A 26,729-nucleotide genomic window follows, 5' to 3' on the forward strand; every position below is an offset into this window, starting at 1 on the left:
GCCGCTCCGCAAGTTGCGCATTTCCGGAAATTTCCGCGAGCGGTCGTCCGGGAGGCACGCAGTTGGGTCCTGCGTGCTCCATTTCGAGCTTCAGGGGTTCATTCAGGGGATTAGCGGATCGCGATACCGAGGAAGGCGACGGCTGCCGTCGCCATCGAGCCTGCCAGGACCCAGGTCTGCATCCGGCTCGGTCGCATCAGGAAGAGGCCGCAGGGGATCAGGAGCGCATTGCTCGCCACGAGGAACGCGAGGGTCGAGCTGTTTCCGCCGTGGAGGCTCACGAGGGCGAAGGCCCCGGCGCCGCCCTCCAGGCCCTCCGCGATCCAGGGCAGTCCACGGGCCATGTCGATGGAAACGACGAGTCCGATCGTGGCCTTGGCCAGGTCCGAGAGGGCGATTCGAGAGACGTTCAGCAGCGTCGTCTTCCGGCCCATCATCGCGAACGCGTACTCGCGGCCCGCGATGAGGCCGAGGAAGACCCAGGTCGTCGACATCGGGATCTTGCTCCGCTCCTTGAAGTAGTAGAGGAGGCCCGCGAAGAGGAAGTCGATGATCGTGGCCGAGCGGATGTCCGTCACGGAGGTCTTCGACTTCAGCACCTTCTGGACCGGGCCGCCGCGGTTCGCGAAGGTGATGGCGAGGAGCACCAGGATCACGGCGAGGCCGGCGATCGCTTCCATGGGCTGGAGCTGGCGCGGCAGGAACACGAAGATGTTCGCGAAGTCCTGCATCAGCCAGACCGACCAGAGCCACGTCGTCGACGTCCACTGGAGCAGCACCCAGCGCTTGCGGTTCTGGGCGTGGCCGTTGGCGGAGAAGTGCTTTTCGACGGTCTTGGCGAGGATCAGGTACAGCCCCAGGCCGAGCGCGAAGGCCAGCCCGTAGCCCAGGAGCGACTTCTTGATCATGCTCGTGAGCCCTTCGATGCTCGCGAAGACCGCCAGCACCATGAAGCTCGTGGACACCGGCACGCCGAAGCGCGTCAGGATCAGGAGACCGAGCGCCGGAACCGTGTGGTACCACTGCACATCGAACACAGGGTACTTCTTGACGTTGTCGAGTCTGCCGAAGGACGGGTCGCCGACGCCGCTCAGGACCTGGCCGCTCGCATCCACGAGTTCGCCGTAGCTCTGGCAGTAGCCGTAGGTGAACGTCGCGACGAGAATCAGCGCCGCGAAGCCGAAGAGGACCGACCAGTGCAGCCGACCGTTCGAGGTGATGAAGGTGCCGAGGGTCTGCAGCGCGTCGTTCCCGACGACCGCGTAGGCGGCGAGGACGAATCCGATAGCTGCCCAGGCATTGATTTCAAACATCCATGGACCGTCACGCGGACGGATGGGGATTTCCGAGGTGGAGAGGCGACATGTCACCCGGTCGGCGCGCCTGCGGACGTCAAGATCCGATCAAGGCTCCCGCTGGACAAATGGACGCAGGCGCGGGCGCGGCGGCAGGCTTCAGGAGGTCGCCTGGGGCCCCCGGCGGCCGCAGAATCGGGTTTCCCGCCTCAAGGTTCGTCAAGTGGAGGGGGGGAATGACCGATGGGCTCTATATCTTGGCGCGTCCGTGATCCCGGTTCGCACGCCCGGGGCCCGCGCTTTTGAATCTCGCCCCCTATATGACGCCCTCCGCATTCGCCCAATCCAAGCCGTGGCACGGCATTGAACCCGTCGAGGTCAGCCCGGGTTCCGTCGGCCAGCTACCGCCCTCGGTGTCCGCCGTGCCGGGCCGGGAGCCCGGGATCTGGGACGTCACCGTCTCGGCGAGCGTCGAGGGAGAGACCTGTCATCTGGCCGGAGACTTCAATCACTGGAGCTCCGAGAGCCATCCGATGGAGCGAACCAGCGACGGGCGCTGGCGGGTCGACCTGGAACTTGCGAGCGGGTCCTATCGCTATAAGTTCTGCGTCGATGGCCATGTCTGGATGCCGGATCCGGAGAACACCGAAGGCGAGGACGACGGATTCGAATCGCACAACTCGATCCTGCATCTCGGCGCGCTCGGGCGACCTGAGGCGCTGAGTGGAGAGGTCGGCGATGGCCGGATCACGACCGAGGCGCTGGAGCATGACCCGAAGAAGCCGCTCTACCTCCATCGGGTCGGGGCGACCAAGCTGCGCTTCCGCTATCGCACGCTGGCCAGGGACGTGGCGGGGGTCAAGCTCCTGATCCGCGACCTCGGCGAGTTCCCGATGGAGCCCATCACGTCGCCGCACCCCTTTCAGTACTGGGACGTCCAGGTCGAGCTTTCGGAACGCTACTGGGATTCCGCGGAACGCGCGGAGATCGAGTATGCGTTTGCGTTCACCGAACTGAACGAGCTTTCGGCCGATCCGCGCCTGCGGAAGGTGGCTCCTTCGGCGATGCCGCGCACCGAGACGCCTGATTGGGCGAAGGAGGCCACCTGGTACCAGATCTTCCCCGAGCGCTTTTGCAACGGAGATCCGTCGAACGATCCGCCGTACGTGCGCGACTGGAAGAGCGCGTGGTACGAGCCCGCCGAGTTCGAGGGCAAGGACGGCCAGACCTTCTGGGAGTTCTTCGTCTACCAGCGCATGTACGGCGGCGACCTCAAGGGGATCGAGAGTCGCCTCGACCATCTGGTCGAGCTCGGTGTCAACGCCATCTACCTGAACCCGGTCTTCCAGGCCGAAGGTCCTCACAAGTACAACGCCACCGACTTCCGCCACATCGATACGCAGCTCGGTGCGGGCGAGGACTACCTCGAAACGACCAAGAACGAGAAGGTCGGCGACCCGTCGACCTGGACGTGGACGCCGTCCGACCGCCTGTTCCTCGACTTTCTGAAGACGTGCAAATCGCGCGGGCTTCGCGTCATCATCGACGCGGTGTTCAACCACGTCGGCGTGCGGCACCCCGCGTTCAAGGACGTCCAGGAAAAGCGCCAGGCGTCACCCTACGTCGACTGGTTCAAGATCAAGTCGTGGGAGCCCTTCGAGTACGCGGGCTGGGCCGGGTTCGGGGAGCTGCCGGTCTTCGCGAAGACCGAGACCGGGTTCCGGAGCCAGGCGGTGAAGGATCACGTGTTCGCGGTCACGCGGCGCTGGATGGATCCGGACGGCGACGGCGATCCGTCCGACGGCATCGACGGATGGCGCCTCGACGTGCCGATGGAGCTCGCGCCCGAATTCTGGGCCGAATGGCGCGAACTCGTCAAGTCGATCAATCCGGACGCCTACATCACGGGCGAGATCTGGGACCGCGCGGATGAGTGGCTGACGGGCAAGCACTTCGACGCGGTGATGAACTACCGCTTCGCCGAGCCGGTGATCGCCTGGGTCGCGAACCGCGAGAAGAAGATTTCGGCCTCGGAGCTCGATCGCCGGCTGCTGGAGATTCGGCTGGCCTATCCCGACGAGATGGGCGCCGCGCTCATGAACCTCGTGGATAGCCACGATACCGATCGCGTCGCCCAGATGATCGCGAACCCGGACCTGCCGTACGACCGCAGCAATACGATGCAGCGGAATCCTCACTATCACTGCGGGCGGCCCGCGCCCGAGGCGTTCCAGCGCCAGAGGCTCATCGCGCTCCTGCAGATGACGTACATCGGCGCGCCGATGATCTACTACGGCGACGAGGTGGGCATGTGGGGCGCGGACGATCCGACGAACCGCCAGCCGATGCTCTGGAAGGACCTGGGCCCGGTCGACAACTCGGACGAGGTCTGGTTCGACGACGACCACTTCGCGTTCTACAAGGGCGCGGTCGCGCTTCGCAGCCGCTATCCGGCGCTGCGCACCGGTACGTTCCGGACGATCCTCACCGACGACGAACACGACCTCTGGGTCTTCCAGCGCGAGGCGCCCGGCGAGGCGACCGTGCTCGTGGCGCTGAATGCGTCGGAAGACGTGGTATCGTTCGACCTGCCGGCGTCCGGACCCCGGGCCTGGAGCCTCGCATTCGGCGAGGCGTCCAACTCGCCCGAGGCGCCAAAATGGATCCGCGTGGAGCCGATTTCCGGCTGCGTGTGGGTGCTCGAGTAGCCCGTCGGGCGATTCGAAGGGCTTCGTCGGAGACAACCCATGGGTGACGTGTCGTTTCATTTTCCCCGCGCCGCGGGCGTGCTCTTGCCGCTCTCTGCGCTGCCGTCGCGCCACGGGATCGGCGACCTCGGGCCCGAGGCGTACCGCTTCGTCGACTGGCTGGAGTCCGCTGGAGTGACCTGGTGGCAGATGCTGCCGGTGGGGCCGATCGGGCCCGGGAACTCGCCCTATGCGTCGAGCTCCGCGTTCGCCGGTGAGGCCCTGTACCTGTCGTTGGAGCGCCTCTCTGAGGACGGACTGCTGGAGTCGGGCGATCTGAGCGGCGCGCGCGACCTGCGCAGCGGCAACGTCAAGTACGTCGAGATGCGGCAGTTCAAGGAGCCGCTCCTCGAGCGCGCGTTCACGGCCTGGAAAGGGCGGCGCCGGACGGCCGCCTACAAGCAGTTCTGCGAGCGCGAGGCGCACTGGCTCGAGGCGTGGGCCGTGCGGCCTCTGGCGAAGACCGACGCGGACCAGGAGCTGCGCGAGCGGTTCCTGCAATTCGAGTTCCAGCGCCAGTGGGACGCGCTGCGGGCCTACGCGACGGAGCGGGGCGTTCGCCTGATCGGGGACGCGCCGATCTTCGTGGGCCGGGACTCGGTGGACGTGGCGACGAGGCCCGAGCTGTTCCGCCTGAGGCCGGACGGGGCGCCGGCGGTGCTGACGGGCTGTCCGCCGGACGCGATGAACGCGGACGGGCAGCTCTGGGGGCATCCGCACTACGACTGGGACGCCCATCGGGCCGAGGGCTACGGGTGGTGGCGGGCGCGGATGCGGCGTCAACTCGACCTCTTCGACGTGGTCCGGGTGGACCACTTCATCGGGTTCCGGAACGCCTGGGAGGTCCAGGGCGACGCGGAGAACGCCCGGGAGGGCTTCTGGGCGAACACGCCCGGGGAGGAGATCCTCGACGCGATCCGCGAGGAGATCGGGAGCCTGCCGCTGATCGCCGAGGACCTCGGATCCGTGACGGACGAGGTGCTGGCGCTGCGGGATGCCTACGGGCTACCGGGGATGCGGGTGCTGCAGTGGGGGTTCTCGCCGCACTCATTCCACGCTCCGCATGCCGCTCCGGAGAACTCGATCGTCTACCCTGCTACCCACGACAACGATACGTGCGTGGGGTGGTGGCGCGGGCTCGATGCCCAGACCAAGAAGCGCTTCCGCATCGCGACCGCAGGCGAGGGCAAGACGGTCGCTTCCACCATGTATCGCACCGCCTTCGGGACGCGCGCGCACACGGCGATCGTCCAGCTACAAGACCTGCTCGGCCTCGGCCGGGCCACTCGAACGAACACTCCCGGAACCGCGACCGGCAACTGGGTCTGGCGCGCCTCGCGCGCGGACCTCTCGGCCGCGCGTGCCCGCAGACTCCACGAACTTCTCGACGCAACCGACAGGTTGGCTCCATGACTCCGAAAGCTCTTCAGAAGCGCATTCACGCGCTGGCCCTCGACCTCCGCTGGACCTGGTGTCCGGCCGCCCAGTCACTCTTCGCCGCCATCGATCCCCTGCAGTGGGAGGCGACGAACCATGCACCGCTGGAAACGCTGCGCCGGGTGCCCGAGGCGCGACTCGAGGCCTGTGCCGAAGATCCGAAGTTCGCATCGCTGCTGGACGCCGCCGAGAAGGCGAGCGAGGCCTACTACGGAGCGAAGACCTGGTTCGAGCGATCGATGGCCAAGAAGGCGTCCGACCTGAAGGTGGCGTACTTCTGCAGCGAGTTCGCGATCCACGAGAGCCTTCAGCAGTACTCGGGCGGCCTCGGCGTGCTCGCGGGCGATCACGTCAAGTCGGCGTCCGATCTCGGTGTGCCCTTCGTGGGCGTCGGGTTGCTCTATCGCCACGGCTACTATATCCAAGAGCTGCGCGACGATGGGACGACGAGGGTGCTCTACCCGAAGGTGAACTTCGCGGACCTTCCGATCGTCGATACCGGCAAGGAGATCGAGTGTCCGCTCGGCGGGAAGCTCGTGCGAGCGAAGATCTGGAAGCAGCAGGTCGGGCGCGTGGCGCTGTACCTGCTCGATGCCGATATCGACGGGGAGCCGAAGGCGCACCGGGAGCTGACGGAGGGTCTATACAAGGGCGAGCCGGATCTCCGCTTGCGCCAGCAGGTGCTCCTCGGCGTCGGCGGGATCCTCGCGCTGGCGGCGGTGAAGGAGAAGCCCACGGTCATTCACCTGAACGAGGGCCACGCGGCGTTTGCTTCGGTCGAGCGCATGCGCGGGCTGATGGCGAAGGGGCGTTCGCTCGAGAAGGCGCTGGCGGAGGTGAAGGCCTCGACCGTGTTCACGACGCACACGCCGGTGCCGGCGGGGCACGACCGCTACGGTGCGAAGGACGTGGCGAAGTACCTGAAGACGCACCTGAAGGCGCTCGGGCTGTCGGCGGAGAAGTTCGCGGACATGGCCCGCGAGGTGCCGGGCGACAAGAAGGAGCCGTTCTGCATGACGGTGCTCGGGCTCAACACGGCGCACAAGGTGAACGGTGTGGCCGAGCTGCACGGGAAGATCAGCCGCGAGATGTGGATGAAGGTCTACGGCGCGGAGACGGCGGACGAGGTGCCGATCGGTCACGTGACCAACGGCGTGCACGCGCGGACGTGGCTGGCGGCGGAGGCCGACGCGATGTACGCGAAGTACATCAAACCGAAGTGGAACTCGATGGGGCCGGACGACAACCCATGGAAGGACGCCGAGAAGATTCCGCTGGAGGTCCTGTGGGAGCTGCGGAAGACGCTTCGGGCGCGGCTCGTTCACTTCATGCGGACGCGGCTGGCTCGCCAGGCGGAGCGTCGTGGCGACGGAACGGCGGCGGTGGCCGAGGCGTGGCGGATGCTCGACGAGGACGCGCTGACGCTCGGCTTCGCGCGCCGTTTCGCGACCTACAAGCGCGCGCCGCTGATCTTCAAGGAGGCGAAGCGCCTGTCGGCGCTCCTCAACCACGAAGATCGCCCGGTGCAGCTCATCTTCGCCGGCAAGGCGCACCCGCGCGACGAGGGCGGGCAGGAGCTGGCGAAGATCATCTACGAGGAGACCAAGAAGTCTGGTTTCCGCGGCCGCGTGGCGTTGATCGAGGAGTACGACATGCAGGTGGGGCGGATGCTCACCAGCGGGTGCGACGTGTGGCTCAACAACCCGGTCCGCCCGAACGAGGCGAGCGGGACGAGCGGGATGAAGCCGCCGCTGCACGGCGGGCTGAACGCATCGATCCTGGACGGGTGGTGGCCGGAGGGCTACGACGGCAAGAACGGCTGGGTGATCGGCGACGAGAATGAGTTCGAGAGTCGGGAGAAGCAGGATACGTACGACGCGAAGGCGCTCGTGGAGGTCCTGGAGAAGGACCTCGTGCCCCTCTTCTACACCCGCGACAAGGACGGCTTGCCGCAGGAGTGGCTGGAGCGCGCGCGCCACTCGCTGGTCTCGATCCCGGGCAAGTTCAATACCCACCGGATGGTGGGGGACTACGTGAAGAACGCGTACCTGGCCTGACGCCAGGCTGTCCCTGCCGTGACCCGGCCCCTATCCTTTCTGGCATGAACGGATGGGAAATGAGCAATCCAGTAGAGCTCCTGGCTCGCGCCGACAAGGCAGCGATCCGGGAGTTCTCGTCCAGCTACCACCTGGCGGCGACGAACCCCGAGGCGACGGCCCTCCTGATCATCAGAAAGTACGACGCGGAGCAGGACACAGCCCCTCGCCCTCTCTCTCCGGGAGCAACGGGCCTGGGCAAGGGCTTCCGGGTGGGCCTGGTGGTAGCCACCAGCAAGGCCGAGTACGTCTTCCAGCTCCCAACCCTGCGAACCTACCTGAGCCTGTCCCTCCTGAACGATCCGGAGGAGGGCAACGACAAGATCGTGCTGGAGACGGACCTGGGCGAGGCCTTGACGAACCTCGCGTCCCTCCAAACCCACCTCCCCCCAATCACCGCAGGCCTTCTCCCCGAACCCACCCTCGAGTCGGCCCTCATCGCCCTCGAATAACCGAATCCGACACAAACGGACCAGGTGCATCCGTTCCGATACAAACGGACCAGGTCCGTCCGTTCCGGAACGGACGGACCTGGTCCGTTTGTATCGGAACGGATGCACCTGGTCCGTTTGTGTCGGGTCAGGGGCGGAGGAAGTGGCTGATGGTTGATGGGGTGTTGGCGTCGAAGCCCACCACGTCCAGGGTCAGGGGGTCCGTGGGGTCTGCGATCGAGAAGCGGGTTCCCGTCATCGCGACGACGATCAGGCGGGCCGGGAGGTTGGTCGCCCTTCGGTAGGATCGCAGGGCTTCCATCGGGTGGGTTTTGCCGTACCAGGTCTCGTTGTCCGTCAGGATCACGAACGCGTCGATCGGGACGCCGTGGGCCTCGGCCCATTGCATCGGTAGGGCGCAGTCCGTGGCTCCGAAGGGTATTCCTGCGAGGCGCTGCATCGCGGTTTGCAGCGACTCGGTCGGGTCGATCGGGAGATCCATGAATTGATGGCTGAACGCCTTCAGGAGCGTGCTGCGCTCCGTGGAAGCGGTGATCATGGCCATCGCCAGGGCTCCCTCCTTGCAGGAGAGCGAGCGGGAGCCCGCGCAGGGTGAATTCATCGAACCTGACACGTCCACGGCCGCGAGGATGCGCTGACCCGTTGGCTCCACGTCGGAGAACGCCTTGCGGAACGCGACGTTCATCGCGTCCACGATCGCAGGCGACACCGCCCACGTGAGCGAACCGCGATCGCCGTGGCCCGACGCGTACGTGCGTTGGGCCACCAGGATCGCCATGGGATGGAGTCGCGCGCGGTGGATCGCTCGCGCGCTCTTCAGGCGAGCCACGACGTCACGCTCGAGCTGGTTGCCGCGCTTCAGGACGCCAGCCGCCGACAGACGGCCGAGGAATCGCACCAGCGCACCCAGCGGCATCGCCTCGGCGAGCGCTCGCAGGACCAGCGGGTCCTTCAGCGCGTGTGGCGGCAGCATCTCGTGGGTCAGACCGTACTCACGGACGAGGGCCGGGATACGCTCCGTCACCGCCGTCTGGGCTTCGGCGAACCCGCGCACGATCGGCGGAAGTACCGCCTCGGCTTCGGACGGGGCTTCGGCCTTGCCAGCGGCCCAGGCGAACAGCGCGTTGCGCTCCTCGTTCTTCGGGTGCGCCAGTCGCAGCGCGTCGCGGTGGGTCCAGCCCGACCGCTGACGATACTTCACCAGCTGATACCCTAGCTGCTCGACCGGCTTCGTCACGTACCAGTCCGCGACCGCACCTCGGAGCGCACGGCCGAAGCCGCGCAGTCCTCGTACCGCGGTCAGGAACTCGAAGAGATGCGTACCCGTGCGGACCACGGCCGTGAAGCTTCCGCGCGCCGCGGGCACCGCCCTGGGCTCGCAGAACGCCAGCGCCAGCGCGAACAACGCGGCGCGGTTCGACGGCGCCCGTCCCGCCTGGGAGATCGACGCGATCAGCGCGACCGCGCGCTCCGGGTTCTCGGCCAGCGCCTCCAGGACGACCTGGGCGCTGTCGATCGTGAGCTCGCGCTCCGACACGTAGTACGTCCCGCCGTCGGAACCGAGGATCAGGAAGCGCTCGAGGCGCGTCCAGAGGTCCGCTGCATACACGAAACCACCCGCGTGGTTTCGCACCTGGGCCTCACCGGGAAGCGGCTCGGTCTGCGGCGTGCGAAGAAGGTGCTGGATCAGATGGCGCATGGTCGGCTCGGGCTCCTCCGGGAGCGGGCAAGCGAGGCGTGCGGCGGGCAAGTCCATGGACACGGGGGTTTTTCGAGGATAGCGATAACCCGTGCCCTTCGGCCCGCCGCACGGTCGACCAGAGCGACCGCCGTGCCAATCAGCTCGTTCTTGTTCGCGTGATCTCCCTAAGCCCCTGAGGGGTAAAGGCTTACGGCCAGTAGGCGCAGGCGGCGAGTCAGGCTGTCTATGCGAGCGGCCGGGCAGACTCGATCCCCCCGGATCCACGATTATCCCAGGGGATAGCCCCGAAGCCTCTCCGTGAGCCGATCGACGTCCGCTGCCGTGTGATAGAGCCCGAAGCCGAAGCGCAGTCGGTCGCCGCGCGCGTCCGTGATGACTCTCTTCGCCAAGAGAGCCTGCTGCCGTTCCTGGGCGTCGGCTCGGCGAAACGTCAGAAAGCGTCCTCGGCGGCGGCGCGACTCTCCGGTCTCACGGGCGGGCATGAGCTGATCGATCCGAAGGTCGCCCGCGTCCCCTGCCGCCACGGCGTCGAGGAATCGATCCTGCAGCGCCTCGCAGTGGGCGTGGACGCTGGCCACGTCGAATCCAGCCTCGAGGAGCGTTTCGCACACCGCGTTGAAGCGGTACATCGGCGTCGGCTCGAACGTCGCGCCCATGAATCGATTGCCTCCGCCGTCGTAGCCGACGCGTTCTTCTTGGGCCTCGGCGAGCGAATCGAATCCCGCGAACCAGCCCGTGATCTCGGGACGCAGCTCACGGCCCGGCGGCGCCACGAGGAAGCAGACGCCCTCACCGCTCATCGCGTACTTGTAGCCGCCCGACATGTAGTAGAGGCGCTCGGCGTATGGGCCGAAGTTCGTATCGACGGCGAAGAACCCGTGGTACCCATCGACCACGCACGTCGTTTTCTCGGGAAGATCGCCGAGGATCTCGAAGACCTCGTCGAAGACGTAGCCGGAGGAAAAGAAGACGTGGCTCGAGAACACCAGGTCGTAGGAGGCCGCCTGCGCCGCCTCCCGGAAGCGCTCCGGGAACGTCTCGAACGGCTCGGCGGCCACCGTGTCCCAATGAACGCGCCCGCTCTCGCGGAAACGTCGCATCTGGCGGCTGAAGCTGTGGAACTCGGAGTCGGTGGAGAGGACGCGCAGCGGCTTCCCTCCACCCCCGGACGCATCCCAGCCCTCGAGTCCCGACATCAGTCTCACGAGCAGGTCGTGGGTGTTGGCCGAGAAGGCGATCTGTCCCGGATCGGGCACGTTCAGGACCCGGGCGATATGCCGTTGGGTCGTGGGGTAGACCTCTCCGAAGATGCGGGCCCACTTCTCGTCTGCGAGTTCCGCGGCGTCTTGCCATGCCCGTTCCTGGGCTGCCCGGGTGGCGTCCGGCCACAGATGGTGGCTATGGGCCGTGAAATGGAGGCGTTCGGGCTCGGATTGCAGAGCTCGCGAAAACAATGGGGTGGCATCGAGGATCGTCACGCCGATGAGACTAACCGGAGAGGCGGCTCGATGCTCCAACTCCGACGAGCTCCAGCCGTATCCTCGCCGCGCCCATCCGACGCAGGGAGTCCGCCCGAACCCTTCGGGCCGAACACCCTGGAGCGGGGACCCGGTCGCATAATAGGCTGCGCCCATAGCTCCTACCGATCCAACCGTGACTGACTCCACACCCTCTCGCTCGCGACCGGCCTACGTGCCCGCCGTCGGCCCCCGGCTCAGCAAGCTGCTCGCCGTCGTCTTCGGACTCTTCGCCCTTCTCTCCGTCAACGCGGTGTACCTGGTCGCCATTCGCGCGGTCGGCTGGTGGCGAGGAGAGAGCTACGAGAACCTCTTCTACCTCTACATGTTCCTGGCGCACCTCGTGCTCGGGGCCATCATCGTGATCCCGGTGATCGTCTTCGGGTTCGCGCACATGAAGAAGGCGCGGACCCGTCGCAACAAACGTGCGGTCCGGGTGGGTTACGGTCTCTTCGGGGCGGCCATCCTCCTGCTCATCACGGGCATCGTGCTGACGCGGATCGAGGGCGTCCTCGTGGTCAAGGACCCCGCGGTCCGCTCGGTCTCCTACTGGGCGCACGTCATCCTGCCCCTCGCCTGCGCCTGGCTCTTCGTCCTCCACAGGCTCGCGGGCAAGAAGATCAACTGGAAGGTCGGCATGCGCTGGACCGCCGTCGCGGGCGCGTTCGCGGGGCTCATGGTCATCCTTCAGGTCCAGGATCCGCGCAAGTGGAACGAAGTCGGCAACGAAGCCGGTGTTCAGTACTTCTTCCCATCCCTCGCCCGCACCGTCAGCGGCGACTTCATCCCCGAGCACATCCTTCAGAACGACGGCTACTGCCGGAAGTGCCACGAGGACGTGCACGAGAGCTGGATCGCCAGCGCGCACCACCTCTCGTCCTTCAACAACGAGCCCTATCTGGCGGCGGTCAAGGGAACGCGCGACTTCTCCATGGCGCGCGACGGCAACGTCAACGCGTCGCGCTTCTGCGCGGGCTGCCACGACCTCGTCCCGTTCTTCAGCGGCAAGTTCAGCGACCCTGACTACGACATGCGCAACGATCCCACCGCCATCGCCGGGATCACCTGCACCGCGTGCCACGCCATCAGCGCGATCAACTCCCCCCGCGGCAACGCGGACTACACGATCGACACGCCGATCCACTACCCGTTCGCCTTCTCCGACAATGGCATGCTGAGCTGGATCAACGAGCAGCTCGTCAAGGCCAAGCCCGACTTCCACAAGAAGACGTTCCTCAAGCCGATCCACAAGACGACCGAGTTCTGCGGCACGTGCCACAAGGTGCACCTGCCCGAGGAGCTGAACGGCTACAAGTGGCTACGCGGCCAGAACCACCAGGATCCGTTCCTGCTCTCGGGCGTGTCGGGTCACGGTATCTCCAGCTTCTACTATCCGCCCAAGGCGGAAGAGAACTGCAACGGATGCCATATGCCGACGATGCCGTCGGAGGACTTCTCGGCGCGCGTCCGCGACGACAGCGGGATCACCAAGACGCTCGATCACCTCTTCCCCTCGGCCAACACGGCGGTCCCCACGATCGCGGCCGAGGCGGGCCTCATCACCACCGCCCAGGCAGAGAGCGCCGTCGAGGCCCACCGTGCCTTCAACGAAGGCGTCATGCGCCTCGACATCTTCGGGATTCGCGAAGGGGGCTCCGTCAGCGGGCCGCTGACGGCGCCCCTGCGCCCTGAAGTCCCCGCGCTCGAGCCCGGCAAGACCTACCTCGCCGAGGTGGTCGTCCGAACGGTCAAGATGGGGCACATGTTCACCCAGGGAACGAGCGACTCGAACGAGGTCTGGGTCAGCGCCATCGCTCGCGAAGGCGAGGAGATCGTGGGCCGCAGCGGCGGCATGCGCGACGTGGACGGTTCGGTGGATCCCTACTCGCACTTCATCAACTCGTTCGTGCTCGACCGGAACGGGTTCCATATCAACGAGCGCAACGCGGAAGACATCTTCACGCCGCTCTACAACCATCAGATCCCGCCCGGCGCCGCGGACGTCGTGCACTATCGATTCACCGTGCCTCCGGATGCCTCGGAGAGCTTCACGCTCGATGTGGCGCTGCGCTACCGCAAGTTCAACGCGCACTACATGCAGTTCGTGACGGGGGACAAAGATCACAGGAACGATCTCCCGATCCTCGAGCTGGCGCAGGACTCCATCACGTTCCCGATCGCGGGGGCCAGGACTTCCAGCCCGGTGGCGAACGCCGAGGTCACCATCCCGCTGTGGCAGCGCTGGAACGACTACGGCATCGCGCTACTGCGCAAGTCCGGCGGTCGTCAGCTCCGCCAGGCGGAAGAGGCCTTCCAGCGCGTGGAGGAACTTGGTCGTCCCGACGGGCCCCTGAACCTCGCGCGCGTGTACCTGGCCGAGGGCCGTATCGGCAAGGAGGCGCCGGACGCGCTGCGCCGCGCCCGTGACTTCGACCCGCCAGCCAACGAGTGGTCGGTCCTCTGGTTCACGGGCAACCTGAACAAGCAGAACGGCAACCTCGACGAGGCGATCGCCAACTACCGACAGATCGTCGATGGGGGCTTCGCCCAGGCGGTCGGCCGGGGCTTCGACTTCTCCAAGGACTGGCGCGTGCTGACCGAGCTGGGTGAGACGATCTATCAGCGCGCGCGTCAGGAGCGCGGGGAGAAGAACGCTGCGGCTCGCGAGGCGATGCTCCGCGAGTCGATCGAGTGGCTGGAGAAGGCGCTGGAGCTCGACCCCGAGTACGCGGCGGCTCACTACAACCTTCAGCTGGTCTACGAGGAGCTCGGGGACGACGAGAATTCCCGGATCCACGCCGCCGCCCACGAAAAATACCGCGTGGACGACAACGCGGGAGATGTCGCGATCGCCGAGGCGAGACGTCGCTATCCTGCGGCGAACCTTGCCGCCGAGGCGGTGGTGATCTACGAACTCCAGCGTGACGGCGCCTACGAGCTGCCCCGAGACGCCTACATCCCAGAGAGCGATCAGTGACCAAGACCGAGCCCCATCATCCGACGGATCCCGAGGCGGACCACGACGCTGGCGACGACGCCATCATCGGGAAGGCCTTCAATCGCTCGCTCCTTGCTTTCGCGATCATCGGCGTGGGGATCGGCGCGCTGATTCTTCTGAATCGCGAGAAGGAACCCGAGGAGATCGTCAAGGAGAAGGAGGTCGGCGTCATCAAGGATGTCGAGACGGACGTGGAGACCCTGCCGGAGGTGCGCTTCACCGATGTCACCTCGGAGGCGGGCATCGACTTCGTTCACGAGAACGGAGCGACCGCCGACAAGCTCCTGCCGGAGACGATGGGGGGCGGCTGCGCCTTCTTCGACTATGACCGCGACGGGGACGAGGACCTCTTCCTGGTGAACGGGCGCACATGGCCTCACCTGGAGGACGGCGCGCGCGTCCCGGGGAACCGGCTCTACGCCAACGACGGCGCCGGGCACTTCACCGACATGACCGAAGGATCGGGCCTCGAGGGGGGGACCTTCGGGATGGGCGTGGCCGTGGCCGATATCGACGGCAACGGCTGGATCGACGTCTTCACCACGGGGATCGGCGGCAATCGGCTCTACCTGAACCAGGGAGCAGGCAAGTTCGTGGACGCCACGGCCTCTTCTGGTCTCGCCGGTGATGGCGCCGCATGGACCACGAGCGCCGGCTTCTTCGACATGGATGGGGACGAGGACCTGGATCTCTTCGTGTGCAGCTACGTTCGCTGGTCCCGGGAGATCGATCAGGAGGTGGCCTACTCCCTCAACGGCAAGGACCCTGCGTACGGGCCGCCGATGAACTACGGCGGGACGTTCTCGAGCCTCTATCGCAATGAGGGCGGCGGCCGCTTCACCGACGTCTCCGAGACGGCGGGCATCCAGGTCCGCAACTCCGCGACCGGCGAGCCCATGGGCAAGGCGCTCGGAGTGGCCTTCCGCGACATCGATGGTGACGGTGACGAGGACATCTTCGTCGCCAATGACACCGTTCAGAACCACCTCTTTCTGAACAACGGAGACGGCACGTTCGAGGAGTCCGGCGCTGGCACCGGGTTCGGCTACGACCGCAACGGCGGCGCCACGGGTGCCATGGGAATCGACATCGGCGACTTCCGAGGCGACGGATCGTTCGGCGTTTGCATCGGCAACTTCGCCAACGAGATGTCATCGCTGTTCGTCAAGCATCCCTCGAAGCTCAGGTTCTCCGATGATGCGATCGGAGAGGGAATCGGCTCGCCGAGCCGCCTGCGCCTCTCCTTCGGCATGTTCTTCTTCGACTACGACCTCGACGGCCGCCTCGACCTGCTCCAGGTCAACGGCCACCTCGAGGAGACGATCAGCGAGAACCAGGCGAGCCAGGAGTACGAACAGCCACCTCAGCTCTTCTGGAACCAGGGTCCCGACCAGCGGTCCTGCTTCGTGGAGGTCCCGCCTGCGACTGCCGGCGATCTCTCCAGGAAGCTCGTCGGGCGCGGCTCGGCCTACGCGGACATCGACCTCGATGGCGATCTCGACGTCTTGATGATGCAGGTCGGACGGGCGCCCGTGCTTCTGCGCAACGACCAGGCGCTCGGCCGACACTGGCTGCGCGTCCGGCTCCAGCAGCCCGGCATGAACCCCGATGCGATCGGCGCGACGCTGGAACTCACGACTCCCCACGGGGCTCTGCGCCGCAAGATCACGCCGACCCGGAGCTATCTCTCGCAGTCCGAACTGCCGATGACCTTCGGCCTCGGAGCCGAGACGCCCGCGACCTTGAGCCTGCTCGTGCGCTGGCCGGACGGCTCCGAGCAGGTGGTCGATGCGCTCGGCTCGGTCGACGGCACGCTGACCGTCAAGAAGTAGCCAGAAAGGCGCCCTGGATCGTCTCTCCGAGGGCTTCGAACTCGGCCGTACGGGCCGAACTCTTGCGCCAGGAGAGCCCGATTCGACGGGAAGGGCCGCCCTCGTCGAATGGCCGGAAGACGACATCCGGGTTGCGCTGCTGCTCTTGCTCGACGGCCATCTCGGGAATCAGCGTGATTCCGATGCCCGAGGTGACCATCTGCAGGAGCGTGCCGAGGCTCGTCGCGCGGAAGTCCGCGTACTCGACCATGCCGGAGGCCTTGCAGATCGGCAGGGCGTGGCTTCGCAGGCAGTGCCCATCCTCCAGCAGGAGAACCGTCTGGCCGTCGAGGTCGGATTCTTCCAGGGCGTCCTTGCTGGCGAGCGGGTGATCCTTGTGGCAGGCGAGGACGAACGGATCGCTGAAGAGCTGTTTCTCCGTCGCACCGTGCAGGTCGACGTCGAGCGCCAGAAGCAAGATGTCGAGGTCGCCCGCGTGGAGGCTGGCCACCAGTCGGTCCGTCTGGTCCTCGGTCAGCAGCAAGATGAGCTCCGGGTACTGGCTGCGCACGGCTTTGACAACGAGCGGAAGGATGTAGGGCGCCACCGTGGGAATCGCGCCCATGCGGAGTCGTCCGGTCAGGGGCTTTCCCGACGCCCTCGCCGCGTCCAGCAGGCGATCCGTGGCTTGCAGCACCGCATGCGCCTCGCGGGCGAGCGCGACTCCCGCCGCAGTGGCCACGACCCGCCGCGTGTCGCGTTCGAAGAGCTGGACGCCGAGGAGGGCTTCCAGCTGCTGGAGCTGGGTGCTCAGCGCGGGCTGCGTGACATGGCAGGACGCCGCAGCCTCGCGGAAGTTCAGATGCTCGGCGACGGCGACGAAGTACTCGAGCTGTCGGATGGACGGTCGTTCCATGGTTGGGTGGCGGGGCACTTGGAGTGTTCTCGGGCCACCATCCTATGACATTCCCGCCCGGCTCGATCAGCCGCTCCTGCCGTCAATGGCCATGGCGGCCACGTTGCGGAGCATGACCGTGACGACCCGCGCGTCATCATCGAACTTCCGAGCGTACTGCTCGGGCGTGAGGCCCTCGACGATGCAGTGATAGAGCACGTGGCGATCCTCGAAGTCGAAGGCGTTGAGCACGTCGATCATCGCGTGGGCGCCGTCCTCGTCCAGACCGAGGACGAGTCCGATCCGTCCCGTCAGCTTGCAGGTGGCGGCGCCCTTGGGAGCCCCGCCGCCAGGAGCGTACTCGCGTGCCAGCGCACCCTCTTCCAGAATCGCTGCGGTCGATTCCTCGACGATCGTCTCGAGCTGCTCGGCGAGCTCCTGGAGCCGCTCTCCAGTCGGAAGGTCGCACGCCAGGGTGGCGAGCGTCGCGATCACGCGAGCGGCCACTCGCCCGTCCTCGATGAAGTAAGCGCTGTCCGCGACGTGCAGCTTGCACTCGCCGCGGAAGTCCCGCGGGCGGCCCTCGCAGAGCTGGTCGATCACCGTGTCGGGACCCAGCCTCAATAGCTGAAGAAGCGCATCTCTCGGGGCAGCGGATGCTGGAGGGGCGTGGCCGGTAGCTCCGGGCTCGCCCACCTTCGAAGCGCTACCTGATGAATCCCATTCGGATTCATCTCTGACATGTGCGGTGTCGTCAGCAGCGTCGCTCATGATTCCTCGATACTGGCAGGAGGGAATAATGGGATCAGCAAATGTCTCGTTGACCCTGGGAGAACTACAGCCTTTCAGGCGATCGCGAATTCGTCAAGCAAGCGACTTCGCCGCGGCCTCGCAGCACGCGGACAATCGGGCGATCTGTACGCTGATTCCACGCACGCGCGATTCACACCTGTGCCCAAGTCGGCGAGGGTTGACGCTCCCTGGGGGCGTTCCGCCCGCCGACTGCGAAGGCTCGAACTTCTGTGACGCTTGAATTCAGTGATTCGCTCCACGGATCTATTTTGCAGATAGGGCGGCGCATTTTTCGCGCCTCTTTCTTCTTCACCTGGGTCTCTACCTGGCGATTCCCATCTCTGGGACGGTCATTCCACGGCGCGAATGAAAGAAGCCGGGCGCGCGCACCGCAAGTGCACGCGCCCGGCTTCGAATGGGACCGTCGCGACGGCGGCCCAAACGCTCGCTCTCAGACGATCACGGGCAGAACACGACCGAAAGTGCGTCGCTCAGGTTGTAGCCCGCGCTCGTCGTGTCGCGGTACCAGACCTGGAAGTTGAACGTGTCGCCGGGGTTGATCACGCTACCGGCTGCCAGGTTGTTCTGGTCGAGGGCCAGGCTGTTCTCACCGAACAGGTTCGTCTGCGCGATCGAAACGCGGAAGATTTGCTGGCCGCTGACGCAGAGGAATCCGTCGCCCAGGGGGTTCTGGATCTGATTCTCGGCATAGAGCCAGATACCGAAGCTGCTCGGCGGAAGGCTGAAGCCGACGATCAGGAGGTCGTTGGCAGCGATGCTGGTCGAGCCGAAGCCCTGGAGCGTGCCGCCGAGCGCCGAAACGGAGTTGGGACCTGCGACGCAGTAGTTCGTGATGCTGCCGCAGCCCATGTCGGCCACACGGATATCGTCGATGAACCAGTTCTCGGAGGTGCCGTTGACCTCGGTGCGGAAGCGGAGCTGCGCTTTGTCGTGCAGGCCTGCTGCGGGGACCATCACGGTCGTCGACTCGAAGGTGTTCTGGTCGATTCCGTCCGACGAAAGTCGCGCCAGTTCGATCCAGTCGCGCGAGCTATCGTAGATCTCGAGGACCAGCTGGCCGCCGATCGGAACGCCGCGGTGCTGCGACTCGAAGCTGACGAATGCCTGGGGCACGCTTCCGAGCAGGATGTAGTTGGAGATCAGCACATCGTCGAGTTCGGGGGATGCGTTGAGTGCATCCATCTCCAGGGACTGCGTGCCGGACGGCTCGCCGACGGCGGCCGTCGAGGCGGAAACGCCCTGCTGGCTGATCCAGATGTCACGGTTCAGTCCGCCTTCGACGTCGTCGAAAACGGGCAGTGCCAGCGCGGGCGAAAGATCGAGCAAGCAGTTGCGGCTGATCGCATAGTTCCGGATGCCGTTGGCGCTCGGATTGCCAAAGCGAGTGACGTCGCCCTGGCAGCCGCCGAGGCCCGAGCACATGATCCGGCAATCACCGTTGCCGTCACAGTGGGACGCGTTGAAGTTGTGGCCGATCTCGTGGGCCGTGAGGCCCGTTCGTGCGCCAATGTTGTTGGTGAAACGCGACTCGGAGAGGCCATAGCCCGTCGAACTGTTGCAAATCACACCCACATAGGCGAGGCCGATCACGCTGCCGTTCATGCTCCGACCGGTGAAGAGGTGCGCCGTATCCTTGCGAACGCCGACGAAGTTGGCGTTCCAATGGTTCCTGAACTGGTCGAGGACCGTTCCGGCATCGTTCGTCGAATACGGGTCGTTCGAACTGGAGCGAACGACCAGCGCGGTGATCTGGAACGTGACGTCGACGTCGCGGGTGTAGATCGTGTCGACGCGGTTCATGACGCGCTCGAGGTCATCGACCGTGGCGCTGACGCTGTTGCCGTTCCGCTGGAACATCTCGAAGTCCGCGTCGAGAGCGATCTCCGTGAGCTGGAGGCCCGTGCCGAGGAAGGAGCTGCTCGTGCCGGGCTGGCCGTTCAGGCCGGGCGTGATGGTCAACGGGCCGTTCGGCACGCCGCAGATGCCCGTGGGCGAATCGATTTCGGTCAGGCGCGCCACGGAGTAGACGTCGGCGTCGAAGCCCTCGGCCGGCTGGATCTGCCACTCGACCTCGCTGCCGTAATCGGAGGCGATGGCGCTGAGGCCCTCCGACGTGATAGAGGCCGTGACCAGGCTGTCTGTCCGGCCTTCGATGTAGCCCCGCCAGGTGTTCGGAATCGGAGCCGGCATCTCGACCGGCGTTCCATCGGGGCGGGTCGCAAAGAGCTTGAAGTCAGCGGCCCGGAGGGAGTGGCGCTCCAGGACGAGCTGGGCGAATTCGCCGTCGAGTTCGACCGCGATGGTCACGGTACCAGTGGCAGCGGTTGGAACGTCGAGCTGCTGCAGGCTGCCCACGGGCGGAACCGCCTGGGGGGCTGCGAGAAGCGCGAGAGAGGAGAGGATCGGAAGCATGGAATTCGTTTGAGGTCTCGGGCAGGAACCGCTGGGGCACCGTCCGTTTTGAGAGGCCCGCCAGCGCCATTCGCGTCGGTGGGCGCCACCTGGGACCTTGCGGGCCGAACAGGAGGCTCACCCAAGCCTACGCGGCTGAGCGCCGTCGCGTCTTCACGAGGCCCTCCAGGACCTGACCAGAGGGGCCACGGTGCTGTTTCAGGGATCTCGCGGAGGTGCAGAAGGCGGAATGAGGATCTCTGAAAGGGACGTGCCGCAGGTCGGACAGGTTCCCCCCGTGTTCGCCGTGGTGCCGTGAGCGTGCCCTGCGATGGCTGCCAGCGCGGCGCTCTGGGTGGCCGAGGGCCCGCTCTTCCCCCGCATCTCGTCCGCGCGTACGGCGTTTTCTCGACTCAGTGCGTCAGAAAAGCCGCTGGCGAGGATGCCTGCGGGCAGCGCGAAGATTCCGACCCCGAGCAGGGCCACCATCGCACCCAGGATCTTGCCGAGGCCGGTTTCCGGGTACACATCGCCGTATCCAACGGTCGTGAGGGTCGCCACGCCCCACCACATGGTCTGGGGAATGGATTGAAAGCCGGGCTTTTCGGGCCCTTCGACGTAGTACATCGCCGTCGAACAGGCGACCAGCAGCACCACGGCGACGAACAGCCCCACGAAGAGCTCGTCCCGCTTGTCGCGGATGACGCGCGCGAAAAGGCGGAGACGCGGGGAGTACCGGCCGAGCCGGAGGAGTCTCAGGATGCGAAGCGGTCTCAGGTCGAGATAGAACGGGAGGACCAGCACGACGAGATCGAGCAACATCATCGGCTGAACCGCGAACCGGAGTCGTCCGTTCAGCGCGCCCGCGAAGGCGTGATCCTCGACGCAGGACCAGACGCGCAGGCCGTATTCCAGGCCGAAGATCACCATCGAGGCCAGTTCGAACAGCTCGAAGGCCCGCGGCGCCCGCTCGTAGATCGACGCATCGGTCTGGAGGATCGCCGCCAGGACGTTGAGGACGATCAAGGCGACGAGGGCCTTGTCCACGAGTCGGCTGATCCGATCTCCGAACCGGTCGACCTCGAGGATGAAGTGGACCCGCCGCCGCAGGGGCATCGGGGACGCGGCAGGGGGAGGTGGCTGCATCCTGTCATTCTGCCCTCTGTCCCGCTTCGTTTCGATCCCCGGACCCCCTCGCCGATCCGCTCCAGATCGCCCGAAGCGAAGACCGATGTACCGGGCATGTGGCTGAAAATCATCGCGGGAGTCTCGATGGCCAGCGTGCTCGCGTTCGGAGCCGCCCTGGTCTCGAAGGCGCAGTCTCCCACCAAGAGCGCGACAGGAATCGGGCCGAGTGACGCGAAGTTCGCGGTGATCTCGGAGGGGGAGAAGGTCGTGCTTGCCCAGCACCTCGATCCGGGCGGCGCCTACACCGTCCTCCTGTTCGGCGCGGACTGGTGACCCAGCTGCGGTCCCATGCAGGCTCAGTTGGAGACCTTCGCAAACACACGCAGCGACCTCCGCATCCGCAAGATCGAGCTGCCGCGCCGCGGCTCGGAAGCGGGCGACCAGTTTCAAATCCGGAGCATCCCTCACCTCGTGCTCTTCCGGGGCACGGATCGGGTCGCGGACGGCACCCCGGCGGTCACCGCTGCCTTGAACTCCCTTTGAAGATCGAGGAGGCATGGAAGATCGAGACGGCTCCGAGCTCGACCATCGCGATGCCTGCTCCGAGGCCACGGCACCCGCGCGAGCAGGCGGAACGTTTCACGCGCTGGGTCGTCGCTTGCGTGGTCGGGCTGGTGCTCCTCTACGGATTCCAATAGCGCAGCAATTCTCTCGGCTCCTGGCCATTCCGGGGGGGGCGTCCAGGGACCCAAGAGTTCACAATGCGCGCATGTTCCGTTCATGCGCTCGAACCACTTCGGTTTCCCTCTCCCTTTCGCTGCTCGGGGGCCTTGGCTCTCTTCTGAGCCTGGCCTCTTTTCAGGGCCCAGGCGACGGCCCGCCGCCCACTCCCGTCCGGGCGATTCGCGCGGCGCTCCAGGAGACTCAGGCCCGCGAGGCCGTTACGGGTAGCCTCAAGGCCGCCTACGACGCCGAACTCGCGGCGCGCGAGGAAGGAGCGGTCCTCGCCGTCACGGCTCGTGAGGGCCGCATGGTGCGCCGGGGCGACACGCTGGTCGAGATCGACACCAAGCGACTGGCGGCCCAGCGCGAAGGTGTGGCGGCACGGCTCGCCGAGGCGCAGGCGGCCGCGATCCGAGCGGCTGCCGAGGCCGAGGACGCGGACCTGGACCTGACCGCCTTGGAGGCCGCGGCCAAGGGGGGCAGCGCCGTTTCGGACCGTGAGCTTCGCCGTGCGCGGACCCTCGCGAAGAGCCTCCGTGCTGGCGTGAACGCAGCAGGAAAACGCTCCGAATCGCTCAGCGCCGAACTCGATCTCTGGGACCTGCGCCTCGCGGACGCCACGCTCCGCGCGCCCTTCGATGGAACGGTCGTGGAGAACCACGTGGAGGTCGGGGAATGGGTGTCTCCTGGCACGCCGCTCGTTCGGCTCGTGTCGAGTGGGAACCTCGAGGTCTGGCTGGATCTTCCCGAAGGTCTGATGTCGTCCACGGCCGAACTCACGAAGACGGGCACCCTTCGTCTCCAGGCCGGTTCGGGCAACGAAGCGGTCGTCGCTACCGACCTGCGCGCCATTCCCCGCGTCGATCCGGGGACGCGCACGTTTCCGATCGTGGCCTCGATCCAGGGCGAAAGCGCCGCCGGCCTCTCCCCCGGAATGAGCGCGTCCGCCTGGATCCCTGTCGGTGAGAAGACCTCGACCTTGCTCGTGCCCAAGGACTCGCTCGTCTACCGGCCCGGTGGCATCTCGGTGATGACCGTGGGCGGGCGTGACGAGGGCGGCGCCAGCGTCGGCGGTGTGGCCGTGATGGTGCCCATTCGCATCCTCTTCGAAACCGAGCGTGAGGTGGCGGTCGAGATCGTCGAAGGCGGTCTCCAAGCAGGCGCGGTCGTCATCGTCGAGGGGAACGAGCGGCTCTTCCCGGGCACGCCCGTGAACGCGTCGATCCGCCCGCCTGCGCCCGCCGACGAGAGCCGCCCGAGCCAGCGCAACGGAGCCGGTCAATGAACCTGATCCGCCAGGCTGTCGCCCAGCCGATCACCGTCTCCGTCGGGATCCTGCTCGCGCTGCTCGCGGGCCTGATCGCGACGCTGCGCGTCCCGATCCAGATGACGCCCGAGGTCGAGTCGGTCGTCATCGCGGTCACGACGTTCTGGGAAGGCGCGTCCTCCCAGGAGATCGAGACCGACGTGATCGAGCCCCAGGAGGAGCGCCTCGGCAACCTCTCCGGGCTCGTCCAGATGACGTCCGTCAGCTCGTCGAACCAGGGGCAGATCCGCCTCGAGTTCAAGACCGGCACGCCGATCGCCGACGCGCGTACGGAGGTGGACCTCAAGCTCGCCGAGGTGCCGGGCTATCCCGAAGGGGTTCTCCAGCCCGTCGTCGTCGACGTCGACCCCGAGTCCGTCGACTACATCGCGTGGGTCGGTCTCTCCTCGACGGATCCCGCATTCGATCCGACGACGCTGAAGGACTTCGTGGACCGGCGCATCGTGCCGCGTCTGGAGCGGATCCCCGGCATCGCCGAGGTCGGCTTCCTCGGGGCCCAGGAGCGCGAGCTGCTCGTCATCGTCGATCCGCTCCGTCTCGCCAATCGCGGCGTGACCTACACGGAACTCCTCAGCCGCCTCCGCGAAGAAAACGGCAACTGGTCGGCGGGCAAGCTGCCGGAGGGCAAGAACGACATCCGCATCCGGGCCGTCGGCCGCTTCCAGGACCCCGAGGACGTGCTCGACGTCGTCCTGCGCGACACCGAAGCCGGGCCGGTCCTCGTTCGCGATATCGCGACGGTCTCGGTCGGCTTCAAGGAACGCACCGACTGGGTGCGCTCCCGCGGCCAGCTCATGCCGTTCTTCAACTTCCAGCTGGAGAGCGGCGCGAACCTTCTCGACACGATGACGGGGATCGATGCTGAGATCGCGTCGCTCAACGCGCCGAACGGTCTGCTCGATCTGGAGGCCCAGCGCCTCGGCATCGACGGCACGCTCGAACTCGTGAAGTCCTACGACGCCACGGCCTACGTGCGCCAGGCCCTCGGTCTGGTCCAGAGCAACATCGTCATCGGCGGTGCGATCGCGACGCTCGTGCTGCTGCTGTTCCTGCGCTCGTTCCGCACCGTCGGCATCGTCGCCGTCAGCATCCCGATCTCGATCATCGTCGCGATCGTCGTGCTCGTCGCGATGGGGCGCAGCGTCAACATCGTTTCGCTCGCAGGCATGGCCTTCGCCGTCGGGATGGTGGTGGACAACGCCATCGTCGTGATCGAGAACATCTTCCGTCACCTGGAGATGGGCAAGGGCGTGCGCGAGGCCTCGATCGAGGGCACCGAGGAGGTCGGAGGCGCCGTGCTCGCCTCGACGCTCACGACCGTCGTTGTGTTCGTGCCGATCCTTCTCATCGAGGATGCGGCGGGCCAGCTCTTCCGCGACATCGCCCTTGCCATCGTGGCGGCGGTCGGTCTCTCGCTGATCGTGTCGGTGCTCGTGATTCCCTCCGCGGCAGCGGCGCTTTTGAAGAAGCCCACGCAGGGGGAAGGCGGAGCCCTCGGGTCCAGCCAGGAGCCGAGCGGACTCGCCGGCAAGATCTCGGGGCTCGTTCGCTGGCTCGGCGCGCATCCGGCTCGCCGAATCGGCGTCATCGCTGGCTTCACGATCGTGACGATCTTCGGCATCCGGTGGCTCGCGCCGCCGCTGGACTACCTGCCCACCGGCAACCGGAACATCTCGTTCGGCATCCTGTTCCCGCCGCCTGCGTACAACCTGGATCAGCTCTCGGAGATCGGCGATCGGATCGAGGACCGTATCCGTCCCTTCTGGGAGGCAGCGGACGATCAGTTCCAGGTCGAGGCTGTCCTGCGCGGCGGTCCTGATCCAGGCACCGACGAGCGCCATCCAATCCCGGTGTTCACGCCCGGGGGCATGCTGGAGGTCACGCCGCCGCCGATCGAGAACTACTTCCTCGTCGGTATCGGCGGGCAGATGTTCCACGGCGCCATCGCGACGGATGACACCAAGGCCGTGGACGCGGCTTCGCTCCTGCAGTGGTCCACCGGCGACGGCGTGGCGCCGGACGTCTTCGCGTTCGCGCTTCAGCTGCCGCTCTTCCGCACGGGCGGTACGACGGGCTCGGCGATCAGCATCGACCTCACCGCGCGCGAGCTGGAAGAGATCGTTCCTGCCGCGGGCGCGCTTCTCGGGCAGCTCATAGGCGCCTTCGGTCCATACGCCGTTCAGCCGGACCCGGCCAACTTCTCGCTGCCGTCGCCGGAGCTTCGCTTCGTGCCCGACGACGAGCGCCTGCGTGAGGCGGGGCTTTCCCGACGCGACCTCGGCCTCGCCGTTCAGGCGGGTGGGGACGGGCTGATCGTGCCGCGTCAGTTCGAGTTCGGCGGGGAACTCAAGGACCTCAAGATCCTGAGCCCCGCGTCCCGCGGCTCCGATCCCGTGCCCGCGCTCCTGGCGTCGCCGCTCGCGACGCCGGACGGCCGCGTCGTCACGCTCGGGGCGGTCTCCAGCATCGAGCGCGTCACGGCGCCAGACCGCATCAAGCGCGTCGACCGTCAGCGAGCCATCTCGCTGGAGCTCACGCCGCCGGCGGAGATCCCGCTGGAGCAGGCGCTCACCATGGTCGATGGGATCATCAGCGATCTGCGCGCGAAGGGCGCGATCAGCCAGGACATCGAGGTCCGCTACACCGGTTCGGCGGGCAAGCTGGCGGACATCAAGAAGGCGCTCGCCGGCGACGGCTCCTTCATCGGAACGCTTTCGAGCTCCCTGTTCCTGGCGCTCAGCATCGTCTACCTCCTGATGGTGGTGCTCTTCCAGAGCTTCCTCTATCCGGTGGTGATCCTCGTCAGCGTCCCGCTCGCGACCCTCGGCGGCTTCGCAGGCCTCGCGATCGTGCACGCGTGGAGCGCGAGCGATCGCTACATGCCGACGCAGAACCTGGACGTTCTGACGATCCTTGGCTTCGTCATTCTGGCGGGTGTCGTCGTGAACAACGCCATCCTGATCGTGCACCAGGCGCTGCACTTCGTGCGCCGCGACGGCATGGAGATCCCGAAGGGCATCTCGGAAGCAGTCCGCTCGCGCGTGCGTCCGATCGCGATGAGCACGCTCACTTCGGTGGGCGGGATGCTCCCCCTCGTGCTCATGCCCGGCTCGGGCTCCGAGCTCTACCGCGGCCTCGGCGCGGTGGTCGTGGGAGGTCTGGTGGTCTCGACCGTCTTCACGCTGGTCCTCGTGCCGCTGCTTCTATCGACGGCGATGCGTTTCTCGGAGAAGCGCAAGTAGCGAGCCGAAAGGTGCCCTGTCTCCCGCTCCACTTCGTCCAGCCTGTTGAGAACCATTTGTGAAGCAGCACCGTCCGATCCTGACTCTGTGTTGAGGTAGCGATCCAAATGGCATCCTAGGAGTCTGCGCCACAGAATGCGACGAACTTCTGATTC

Annotated in this window: 17 protein-coding genes; 10 read left to right on the forward strand and 7 right to left on the reverse strand. The window is 66.4% G+C overall.

The window, feature by feature from the left end:
* Positions 1 to 110: 110 nt before the first annotated feature.
* Positions 111 to 1,313 carry a hypothetical protein gene (locus tag Poly30_RS06805; RefSeq protein WP_419191052.1) on the reverse strand — a complete coding sequence of 401 codons (1,203 nt, stop codon included), beginning with the start codon at positions 1,311 to 1,313 and terminating at the stop codon, positions 111 to 113.
* Positions 1,314 to 1,615: 302 nt separating this feature from the next.
* Here Poly30_RS06805 and Poly30_RS06810 point away from each other — a divergent pair, with 302 nt between their 5' ends.
* From Poly30_RS06810 to Poly30_RS06825, 4 genes are read left to right on the forward strand one after another with little or no spacing between them, the layout of a single operon-like run.
* Positions 1,616 to 4,003 (forward strand): alpha-amylase family glycosyl hydrolase, encoded by a 2,388-nt coding sequence (locus Poly30_RS06810; protein WP_145195590.1) that lies wholly within the window; start codon positions 1,616 to 1,618, stop codon positions 4,001 to 4,003.
* Positions 4,004 to 4,051: 48 nt separating this feature from the next.
* Positions 4,052 to 5,455 carry a 4-alpha-glucanotransferase gene (locus tag Poly30_RS06815; RefSeq protein ID WP_419191053.1) on the forward strand — a complete coding sequence of 468 codons (1,404 nt, stop codon included), beginning with the start codon at positions 4,052 to 4,054 and terminating at the stop codon, positions 5,453 to 5,455.
* Positions 5,452 to 7,536, forward strand: a complete 2,085-nt coding sequence (gene glgP / locus Poly30_RS06820; protein ID WP_145195594.1) for an alpha-glucan family phosphorylase — start codon at positions 5,452 to 5,454, stop codon at positions 7,534 to 7,536. Before Poly30_RS06815 ends, glgP begins: the two co-directional genes overlap by 4 nt.
* A 59-nt stretch (positions 7,537 to 7,595) precedes the next feature.
* A complete protein-coding gene (locus Poly30_RS06825; protein ID WP_145195596.1) occupies positions 7,596 to 8,027 on the forward strand; it encodes a hypothetical protein in 432 nt (143 codons plus the stop codon).
* Positions 8,028 to 8,154: 127 nt separating this feature from the next.
* Here Poly30_RS06825 and Poly30_RS06830 read toward each other — a convergent pair whose 3' ends face one another.
* Together Poly30_RS06830 and Poly30_RS06835 are read right to left on the reverse strand one after the other, a co-directional pair.
* Positions 8,155 to 9,783, reverse strand: a complete 1,629-nt coding sequence (locus Poly30_RS06830; protein ID WP_419191054.1) for a TROVE domain-containing protein — start codon at positions 9,781 to 9,783, stop codon at positions 8,155 to 8,157.
* 212 nt (positions 9,784 to 9,995) lie between these two features.
* Positions 9,996 to 11,207 (reverse strand): kynureninase/PvdN C-terminal domain-containing protein, encoded by a 1,212-nt coding sequence (locus Poly30_RS06835; RefSeq protein WP_419191055.1) that lies wholly within the window; start codon positions 11,205 to 11,207, stop codon positions 9,996 to 9,998.
* 175 nt (positions 11,208 to 11,382) lie between these two features.
* Here Poly30_RS06835 and Poly30_RS06840 point away from each other — a divergent pair, with 175 nt between their 5' ends.
* Together Poly30_RS06840 and Poly30_RS06845 are read left to right on the forward strand one after the other, a co-directional pair.
* Complete coding sequence (locus tag Poly30_RS06840; RefSeq protein WP_419191056.1) at positions 11,383 to 14,223, forward strand: tetratricopeptide repeat protein; 2,841 nt, start codon at positions 11,383 to 11,385, stop codon at positions 14,221 to 14,223.
* Positions 14,220 to 16,076 (forward strand): CRTAC1 family protein, encoded by a 1,857-nt coding sequence (locus tag Poly30_RS06845; RefSeq protein WP_145195598.1) that lies wholly within the window; start codon positions 14,220 to 14,222, stop codon positions 16,074 to 16,076. Before Poly30_RS06840 ends, Poly30_RS06845 begins: the two co-directional genes overlap by 4 nt.
* On the opposite strand, the gene Poly30_RS06850 is transcribed toward Poly30_RS06845, so the two are convergent.
* The 4 genes from Poly30_RS06850 to Poly30_RS28210 all read right to left on the reverse strand — a co-directional run bounded on the left by Poly30_RS06850 (position 16,066) and on the right by Poly30_RS28210 (position 21,300).
* Positions 16,066 to 16,971 (reverse strand): LysR substrate-binding domain-containing protein, encoded by a 906-nt coding sequence (locus tag Poly30_RS06850; RefSeq protein ID WP_145195600.1) that lies wholly within the window; start codon positions 16,969 to 16,971, stop codon positions 16,066 to 16,068. The genes Poly30_RS06845 and Poly30_RS06850 overlap by 11 nt on opposite strands.
* A gap of 66 nt (positions 16,972 to 17,037) precedes the next feature.
* The gene (locus Poly30_RS06855; protein WP_145195602.1) at positions 17,038 to 17,574 is read right to left on the reverse strand and encodes a hypothetical protein; all 537 of its coding nucleotides are present in this window, start codon (positions 17,572 to 17,574) and stop codon (positions 17,038 to 17,040) included.
* 627 nt (positions 17,575 to 18,201) lie between these two features.
* Positions 18,202 to 20,175: a zinc-dependent metalloprotease family protein gene (locus Poly30_RS06860; protein ID WP_145195604.1), complete on the reverse strand. Its 1,974-nt coding sequence runs from the start codon at positions 20,173 to 20,175 to the stop codon at positions 18,202 to 18,204.
* A gap of 198 nt (positions 20,176 to 20,373) precedes the next feature.
* Positions 20,374 to 21,300, reverse strand: a complete 927-nt coding sequence (locus tag Poly30_RS28210) for a potassium channel family protein (RefSeq protein WP_419191057.1) — start codon at positions 21,298 to 21,300, stop codon at positions 20,374 to 20,376.
* Positions 21,301 to 21,396: 96 nt separating this feature from the next.
* Between Poly30_RS28210 and Poly30_RS28215 the strand changes: the two genes are divergently transcribed.
* The 4 genes from Poly30_RS28215 to Poly30_RS06875 all read left to right on the forward strand — a co-directional run bounded on the left by Poly30_RS28215 (position 21,397) and on the right by Poly30_RS06875 (position 26,574).
* Entirely contained in the window at positions 21,397 to 21,615 is a 219-nt protein-coding gene (locus Poly30_RS28215; RefSeq protein WP_419191058.1) for a hypothetical protein, read from the forward strand.
* A 27-nt stretch (positions 21,616 to 21,642) separates the two neighbouring features.
* Entirely contained in the window at positions 21,643 to 21,825 is a 183-nt protein-coding gene (locus tag Poly30_RS28220; protein WP_419191059.1) for a thioredoxin domain-containing protein, read from the forward strand.
* 226 nt (positions 21,826 to 22,051) lie between these two features.
* Positions 22,052 to 23,290 carry an efflux RND transporter periplasmic adaptor subunit gene (locus Poly30_RS06870; RefSeq protein ID WP_419191060.1) on the forward strand — a complete coding sequence of 413 codons (1,239 nt, stop codon included), beginning with the start codon at positions 22,052 to 22,054 and terminating at the stop codon, positions 23,288 to 23,290.
* Entirely contained in the window at positions 23,287 to 26,574 is a 3,288-nt protein-coding gene (locus tag Poly30_RS06875; RefSeq protein WP_145195610.1) for an efflux RND transporter permease subunit, read from the forward strand. Before Poly30_RS06870 ends, Poly30_RS06875 begins: the two co-directional genes overlap by 4 nt.
* The last annotated feature ends 155 nt before the right edge of the window (positions 26,575 to 26,729 follow it).

The sequence above is a fragment of the Saltatorellus ferox genome, assembly GCA_007751475.1.
Lineage (GTDB): Bacteria > Planctomycetota > UBA1135 > UBA1135.